The sequence below is a fragment of the Pseudoalteromonas sp. genome, from assembly GCF_041613455.1.
Classification (GTDB): domain Bacteria; phylum Pseudomonadota; class Gammaproteobacteria; order Enterobacterales; family Alteromonadaceae; genus Pseudoalteromonas.
Window position 1 is genome coordinate 1 of the sequence record NZ_JBFJHD010000133.1, and the last position, 8,044, is coordinate 8,044.

At 41.1% G+C, this 8,044-nt stretch carries 7 protein-coding genes; 6 read left to right on the top strand and 1 reads right to left on the bottom strand.

Features of this window, described 5'->3' with window-relative positions; translation table 11 throughout:
• The 4 genes from ABYB02_RS11865 to ABYB02_RS11880 all read left to right on the top strand — a co-directional run.
• A partial coding sequence (locus ABYB02_RS11865) for a hemin ABC transporter substrate-binding protein (protein ID WP_372762659.1) occupies positions 1-718 on the top strand: 718 nt, incomplete at its 5' end.
• Entirely contained in the window at positions 715-1,767 is a 1,053-nt protein-coding gene (locus tag ABYB02_RS11870; protein ID WP_372762660.1) for a FecCD family ABC transporter permease, read from the top strand. The genes ABYB02_RS11865 and ABYB02_RS11870, both read left to right, overlap by 4 nt.
• Entirely contained in the window at positions 1,764-2,552 is a 789-nt protein-coding gene (locus tag ABYB02_RS11875; protein WP_002959222.1) for a heme ABC transporter ATP-binding protein, read from the top strand. The genes ABYB02_RS11870 and ABYB02_RS11875 overlap by 4 nt, the downstream gene beginning before the upstream one ends.
• A complete protein-coding gene (locus ABYB02_RS11880; RefSeq protein ID WP_002959225.1) occupies positions 2,549-3,268 on the top strand; it encodes a HugZ family protein in 720 nt (239 codons plus the stop codon). The genes ABYB02_RS11875 and ABYB02_RS11880 overlap by 4 nt, the downstream gene beginning before the upstream one ends.
• A 66-nt stretch (positions 3,269-3,334) precedes the next feature.
• Here the strand turns inward: ABYB02_RS11880 and ABYB02_RS11885 are convergent, their stop codons facing one another.
• On the bottom strand, positions 3,335-4,267 hold the full coding sequence (locus tag ABYB02_RS11885) for a ChaN family lipoprotein (protein ID WP_372762661.1): 933 nt from the start codon (positions 4,265-4,267) through the stop codon (positions 3,335-3,337).
• Positions 4,268-4,834: 567 nt separating this feature from the next.
• Between ABYB02_RS11885 and ABYB02_RS11890 the strand changes: the two genes are divergently transcribed.
• Both ABYB02_RS11890 and ABYB02_RS11895 read left to right on the top strand, forming a co-directional pair.
• On the top strand, positions 4,835-5,959 hold the full coding sequence (locus ABYB02_RS11890; protein WP_024607590.1) for a helix-turn-helix domain-containing protein: 1,125 nt from the start codon (positions 4,835-4,837) through the stop codon (positions 5,957-5,959).
• Positions 5,960-6,105: 146 nt separating this feature from the next.
• The gene (locus ABYB02_RS11895; protein ID WP_372762662.1) at positions 6,106-7,530 is read left to right on the top strand and encodes a S41 family peptidase; all 1,425 of its coding nucleotides are present in this window, start codon (positions 6,106-6,108) and stop codon (positions 7,528-7,530) included.
• Positions 7,531-8,044: the final 514 nt, after the last annotated feature.

The following is an 8,044-nucleotide window of genomic DNA, read 5'->3' on the forward strand; positions in this document are numbered from 1 at the left end:
AATTTATGCGCTAGGCAAACAAAATACCCTTGTAGCTGTTGATCAATCGAGCATGTACCCGCACCAAGCCACGCAATTACCACAAGTGGGTTATTACCGCGATTTAGCGGCAGAAGGCGTACTTTCAATGCGCCCAACCACTTTGTTAGCGCTTGAAGGCGCAGGGCGTAGCCAAGCACTTAAGCAAATTGAGGCAACAGGGGTTAAGCTAATTCATTATAAAAAGCCGACCTCAGTTAACGAGCTACTTGAGCTTATAAAACGCCTTGGTACCGACTTAAACGCCAAGCAAAAAGCACAAACACTTATTACACACATTACAAAATCGTTACCTGAAAAAGCAAAAGCGCAAACACACAGCGCGCTATTTTTACTCTCAGCTAATGAGCGCGGGCTTATTGCAGCCGGGCAAGAAACCGTCCCTAATTTATTATTTAGCTATGCAGGCATTACCAATATAGGCGCTACGCATTCAGGCTTTAAAGCAATTAACACCGAAGTACTTGCTATAAATCAGCCCGACTTTTTAGTAGCCCCAGCCCATGTTGTACAAAGCCTTGGCGGTAAGCAGGCTTTTTGTGAGCAACCTACACTACACTTATTAAAAGCGGCGCAAACCTGTAACTTACTTGTAATGGATAGCCTACTTTCGCTTGGCATGTCGCCGCGTATAGCCACAGCAATTAATGAGCTTAACGAGTATAAAACCCGCTTATGAACACCCTAACATTGAGCCGTTTTAGGCCTGTAACACTTAGCCAAACCCATAAATGGATGCTATTAGCCTCTGTGTGTATTTTTGCTCTGGCGCTACTTAGCATAGGGTACGGGCCAGCAGGGTGGGATTGGCGTTTAGCCATTGCTTGGCTTGCGCCCGAGCGCTTTAATCAGTTTGATGCGCTGCAAATAAATGTCGTAATGCAAATACGTTTGCCACGCTTTGTGCTTGCAGTGCTTGTAGGGTTGGTGCTTGCCCAAACTGGCGCGTCAACGCAAGCGCTGTGCCGCAACCCATTGGCCGACCCATCTATTATTGGCATTAGTGCGGGTGCGGCTATGGTTGCTGTGGCGTTTATAGCACTTAGCGCGCAGTTTAATTTTAACGCGCAGTTGTATTTACCTTATGCGTCTTTTTTAGGGGCGCTTGGTGTTACCTCGCTGGTATATTTTATTGCTAAGCAGCAAGGGCAAATTAATATCACCACACTTATATTGGTGGGGGTTGCTATTAACGCATTAGCATTTGCGGTTATTGGGCTACTGAGCTTTTTTGCCGATGACAGTGCATTACGATTAATAAATTACTGGACCATGGGCTCATTAGGCGGAGCAAGCTGGAGTACGATAATTCAAGCTTTGCCATTACTACTTATTAGCCTAGTTGGGCTATGGCGATTAAAAAATCCCATGAACTTACTCCTTATTGGCGAGTCACAAGCTCAGTACCTAGGAGTAGATACCAATAAGCTTAAATTGTATGTCATTATACTCGTTGCATTAGGGGTAGGTGCGGTTGTAGCGCTTACCGGTTTAATAGGGTTTGTTGGTTTAGTAGTCCCGCATATTGCCCGCTTAATGGTGGGGCCGCATTTACGTAATATGCTGCCGCTTTGTATGCTAATTGGCGTAGTGGTATTGCTACTTTCTGACTGGCTAGCACGCATTGTGATCATGCCGTCAGAGCTACCAATTGGAATTATTACTGCATTATTGGGTGCGCCATTGTTTATTTATTTAATAGTGAAAAATAAGCGAGGTTGGTCATGATCACGTTTAACAATCTAAGCGTTGGCTTTGATAATCACAGCGTTTTAAACGCTATTAATGGCAGCGCTAAACAAGGGCAACTTGTAGCACTACTTGGTGAAAATGGCGCAGGTAAATCTACCTTGCTGCATACCTTAGCAGGTATGCACTCCTTTACAGGCAGTGTACTTTTTAATGCTAAGCCGCTGGCCTATCACGCTAAAAAACGCCTAGCCACACAGCGCGCAGTGATGATGCAAGCAAACCACGTAGGGTTTGATTTTACTGTATTTGAGCTTATTGCAATGGGTCGCTATCCGTATGTAGAGTCATTAAAAATGCAAAGCGAAAAAGTAAATAAATACGCCGCTATTATGGATTTAAGCCATTATTTAACTCGCCGCGTAAGTGCGCTTTCGGGCGGAGAGCAACAACGTGTGCATATGGCGCGCACTTTGGCACAACTAAACGCCTTTACACAATCGGCCGAGCCAAAACTAATGCTGCTCGACGAGCCTACATCAGCACTTGATATGCGCCATCAACATGCTTTGCTCAGCTGCGTTAAAGCATTTGTAGAGCAGGGTAACAGCGCCATTATTGCAATACACGATCTAAACTTGGCCAGCCTTTATGCAACCGATGCTATTTTACTGCACAACAAAAAAGTGCTGCAAAGTGGGCCTATAAACACCGTATTAACTGAACAAAACTTACAACAAATGTACGCCATGAAACTGCACGTAAACCCTCATCCTTATAACGATGCACCCATGGTTTTTTCTCAACGTCAGGAGTTTTTATGAGAGAGCAAGCGTTAAACGATGCACGCACATTGGTTTACAAAACCAATGCTGGTGTCATGTCGACCATTTCTAATAATTTACGCGGTTACCCGTTTGGCTCAGTAACCCCCTATATGTGCGACGAACAAGGCCGTGTTTACTTTTTTATTAGCGATATAGCCCAGCACACTAAAAATCTAAAGCACGACTCTCGTATGAGCCTAACTGTATATGATGCCGCCGACTACGGCGATCAAAACGAGCACGGGCGGGTAACGCTTGTAGGCGATGGCTCTGTTGTGCCAAGTGAGCAAGCACACACTTTACTTAATAACTATATTGCCCTATACCCCGAAGCCGCTAGCTATCGCAACGCGCACGACTTTCAATTATGGCAATTAGACGTAGTACGTGTGCGCTACATTGGCGGGTTTGGCAAAATATTTTGGCTTGAACAAACCGAGTGGCAAAACGAGGCAAAAGCCTGGGACGAAAGCCAACAGCAAAGCATGATTAACCATATGAATGAAGATCACCAAGATGCTATGTCGCTCATATTAATGCAGCACTACGGCGTAGCTGATAACACCCCAATAATGAGCGGCTTATTACCCACTGGCTTTTATATACAAAGCCAAAAGCGTAACTACTTTATTAACTTTAAAACCCAGTGCCACAGCCCGTTAGAGGTACGTAAAGCGCTGGTTGAGCTAACCAATCAAGCCCGAAATAACTAAACTAAATACATGACGACATAGTTAACCTGAGCCCTGGTTAAGAGATTCACTAACTATGTCGTTATTTTATAAGCAAGCTGTTTGCTCGCCTCGCTTGCCTAAAGCCTTAAAAGCCGCTTGTTGATGCTGTTTTTTCACATAACGAGGTGGCAAAGGATTAACCTGCAACTGATACCCAGTTTGATTAGCTTGCACACTTATTACCGGCGATATCCAAACAACATTTAACTCTGGTGCTAAACGCTTAATAACACGCGCTATACCTTCGCCATTTTTCACATGAAAATCGCCCGCAATATGCATTACCTGCGCATCTTTATGATTATTTAAATAGTTAACGATAGACTCCCCCATGGTTTCATCCCAGGTAACTTGCGCAGCATAATAATTCTCGTTTTGACTCGGCGAGCCGTGGTGCATTGATGTCATAAAGCGTTGTTTATAATCGCTTGGGGAGGTATCAATAGTGGCTGCAATGTAGCGGCGCTGTTTATCATCAAGTTTATTTAGGTAACTTATGCCTTGCCTACCAATACACGTAACAATATTTTTAGGCGCATTTGCAGCTATTACATCGCTATTGCTCGCTTTAGCCAGCTCTATAAGCGCCCGATAATCGCTTTTGTAATTGGGCCACGCTTGGGTGTTATCAATTAAGTACTGCTCGCCAATTTCACCCTTAACATACTGGCTTAAAATAGGCTGATCGGCGCGGCTAAACTGTTCAAGCGACAGGGCAGTGCTTTTATTACTTTTGCTTAATTGCGCAAATAACTCAGCCTGAAATAAATGCACGCCCGGGTGCGTATGCCATTCACCTACTAAAACCACATCGGCATTTAATAGCGTGGGCTCTAATAATACCGAGCTAACAGGTTTTGCTTGTGCATTATAAAGTGCTGAGTAATATAACGATGAGCTTTTAATAGGCGGCACTGTGGTTGTACTACAACCACTCAAACCCATAACTAACGCCAGAGTTAACATAGACTTTTTCATACAAACCTTTCAAAACTCGTTAATACAAATAACAATCAATATCATATATTTATAATACCTATTAAGCCAGCCAAAAAACAGTACAAAACAAATAAGCAAAGAAGAGCAAATAACGGGTTGTAGAGTGCAATTGATAGACAGTTATGAGCGAGAAGCAGTCAATCAAAAGCTTTGATGCTGAAGTCAAGGTTTGATCCTCGGCTTTTCAGCCCAAAAGTGCACTGACATTGGTAATCAACAATGACTGAGGCGAAAGCCACTGACCTTAATTCATATGAGTGACTGGTGCATATTCACACCAATCGACGCCATTACTAGATATATATCCATATTTAAAGTGAGTTCAAAAAGTAAGAACATTTGTTTTTTTTAAATGAAAGACAAAGTAAACACAGATGTCTGCTTGATAGGAACTTTCTAATGGGTGAGCCTCGTTTGCTCTGTTCGCTGGAATTACCTCTACAGCTCAAACTGAATAATATGTCAGACACAGCTAACAATAAGTTTAGCAATCTGCTAATCTAGGAAAATTAAATATATATCTGATTTCTATTTACAACTATCCCAATGCTGTTTATTTCCTTGCCAATGCAATATCTTCATGCCATCGGAACATTCCAAGGGGCTTTATTAGCAGCAATGCTCTTGTTTAGTGCTGGCGTTAACAATGCTGGGCGCATAATGGGCGTTTGGTGTCTTTTTCAAGCATTTTATTTCTGCAGCCCTTTGATTGTAGTGCATGCTGATGATACTTTTTTTGCCAATTTAATTGGATGGGGCTACTTTGTTCCCGCCAGTTTTGGTGCATTTTTATATTTATATTTTCGGTCATCGATAATTAAAAAGTCATTCCATATAAAGGATTGTATTCATGCTACGCCGTTATTACTTTGTCTTCTCTTAAATATAGATTTTTTATTTTCCACCCCTGCTGAAAAAATCAACATCGCCAATAACGCCTTACATAAAGAAAACATTCTACTGCTGACTCAGATTATTATGTTCGTACAGGCATTTTTTTATTTAGCATTGAGTGTCAAACTGATAACCAAAAGTGGACGCCATGCACGTGACACGCTTTCCAACTTTAATCCCAAAATATTTACTTGGTTATGGATAGTATTAAGTTTGTACGCAGGGATGTTCTTGACAGAAACTGTCAGCATAATAATCGGCGCAAATTATTCTTTGGGTATTGTAAGTGATCTCATAGCCTTTACATTGATATACAGCGTTTCGATGGCTCAATGGCGTAAGCCAAACTTATTTGCGATTGATAACTTGAGTGAAACTCCAACGAAAGTTCTCAACTCGACAACCAAACCACAATACTTTGACTCTCAAACTAAAACCAAATTATTAGAAAACATCGTTCAGTATATGGAAGATGAGCAACCTTATTTAGAAAGTGAACTTACCTTAGACGCGCTAGCAAAGTATACCAACCTAAGTAGTCATCACTTATCTGAAATCCTCAATCAACAAGCAAATAAGAACTTCTATCAATTTGTCAACGAATACAGAATAAAAACAGTCTGTTCTCAAATTTCTTCTAATCCCAACGAGAGACTTTTTGATCTAGCTCTATCTGCTGGGTTTTCCTCAAAAAGTACCTTTAATGCCGTTTTCAAGCAATTCAAAGGAATGACCCCAAGCCAGTATAGGAAACAGCTGAAACTCGATAGCGAATGAGTGCGAATCGACCGAATCGCACGTCCAACTCGTCCAAATCAGACGATTTTTCTCTTAGACTCCTCTTTAATGCAGCTTCTAATCGCCGTGGATAACAATATTCATCAGACGATTTAATTAGTGGAAAATAGAATTGAGGACAAAAATTGAAGACTATAATTTTAACTTTTTTTATTGCGTTTGTAATTGGCTGCACTAGCCTGAATGAACCAAAGTCAATTACAAAAAACACAAAAACGCAAGAAGGGAATACTCATACTAACCTGCCTTCATCTGGCAAGATAGTGAGCATTAAGGCATTAAAAAGCAACCTGACTGAGCTAAGTCAACGCCTTGATACGATCCACCCAGACCCGGGCTTTACTATGGATGTATCTGAAGTTAAATCGCAGATAGAGTCCTTGTCAGAAGGTATAACTTCACCCATGACACATTATGAAGCATGGAAATACTTCTCTCAGCTGAATCCTTACTTTAAAGATGGACACATGCTAATTGCTTCGCCACAGCTTGATGATCAATTTAAGAACCACATTCAGAACGGTGGTCGGCTATTTCCATTTGACGTAATGATAGATGCATCCCAACGTTTGCTTGTGGCGGAAACTATTGAGGGCCATTCAGATATTAAAATCGGTCATGAGATTACCTCAGTCAACGGAGTTAGGGCATCAAAAATAATTGAAACTATGTTGGCAAGAATGTATGGCGACTCATTAGAGTTTAGGGCTGCTTTTACTGCCAGTCGATTTAAAAAAATCTACTGGTTACTGTTTGGTAGTAGCAAAGATTATCAAATTGAGTTTATGCATAAAAATAAGCGCAAGCAATTCTCTATAATGGGTGTCACTGATGAGCCGGAAAATCACAATGCTGATGTGAGGGAATTTGTCCAAAGTCGAATACTAGACAATGACATAGGGTATTTGCGTGTCGATCGCTTTTTTTATTCTCAAGAACAAGAACAACCTTTTTTCACATTTCTAGATGAAACGTGGCAGGCGTTTAAGGATGCGAACGTCAAAGATGTGATTATCGACGTTCGCCATAACCCTGGGGGGACCGATCACTATTGGCAGCAAGGTATTGCACCATACATTGCGAGCAGGCCATTTCCATTTCTGTCAAACTTTAAAATTCGTATGACGGAACGAAATATCAAACTAGGACCTATTAAAGGTAATCAAGGTGAGGTTATTGAAGGCACATTTAATCAATTAGTGCCTGTCGACGCGCATAAGGGTTTAAAGATACCTGGACGGGCATATTTACTAATGGGGCCGCTCAGTTATTCATCCACTATTTTGTTTTTAACCTCACTACAGGACTCTCGTCAGGCTGTCATCGCGGGTCATTCAAATGTAAGGTCTTGCACTACTGGGCGTATACAAACTCATGTATTGTCTGGTTCTAATTTAGAACTAACCATGCCGACACTTATCTTTACTCGCCCATCAGGAAAAGAGCATTGTCAGCAACCTATCGAACCAGATGTTTATGTGTCGAACGAAGTAATAAATTCGAATGAGGCAGTGGAACACTTAGCAAAATATATTACCGCTAATAGGTAGACGAATATAGACGGGTTACCCAACATTTAAATAAGAGCGGTTAACGTGCAGGCTCAATCAAATCTGAGGGTTTTACCAACCCCGTCTTTAACTCAACACGTTAACCTAATTCGTTTTAGGAGTGAATGGGGTCAAATTTTGACTTCAGACATTAAAAACCTTCGATGTCTGCTCATGCCACATATACGAATATCAGATTTGAGCAAAATCTAAAAATCAAATCTGAAATAATAGTTAAGAATTATTCAATTAATCTTTGCTTTAAAAGCGCAGCGCCTCTTACCCTCTTTATGAATCGTTAACTTTAATTTGCCTCAACCATCAAGTTGAAAGTATTCGTTTTATTCTGGCAAAGACAAAACATATGGCACAAAGAGAAATGAATTAAGAGTAAATGAGAAAAAACGCAAACCAACTATTGCTTTAAATTAATCTTTCCTAGCTCATATCTGATCTTACAATTTAAGAGAATAAGTTTAGACTTCATCTGACAGACAGCCATGAGCGAATAGCG

Excerpts from the sequence above, each read along its gene's own strand:
- ABYB02_RS11870 (WP_372762660.1), top strand. The coding sequence starts at position 715 with ATGAACACCCTAACATTGAGCCGTTTTAGGCCTGTAACACTTAGCCAA.
- ABYB02_RS11875 (WP_002959222.1), top strand. The coding sequence starts at position 1,764 with ATGATCACGTTTAACAATCTAAGCGTTGGCTTTGATAATCACAGCGTT.
- ABYB02_RS11880 (WP_002959225.1), top strand. The coding sequence starts at position 2,549 with ATGAGAGAGCAAGCGTTAAACGATGCACGCACATTGGTTTACAAAACC.
- ABYB02_RS11885 (WP_372762661.1), bottom strand. The coding sequence starts at position 4,267 with ATGAAAAAGTCTATGTTAACTCTGGCGTTAGTTATGGGTTTGAGTGGT.
- ABYB02_RS11890 (WP_024607590.1), top strand. The coding sequence starts at position 4,835 with ATGCTGTTTATTTCCTTGCCAATGCAATATCTTCATGCCATCGGAACA.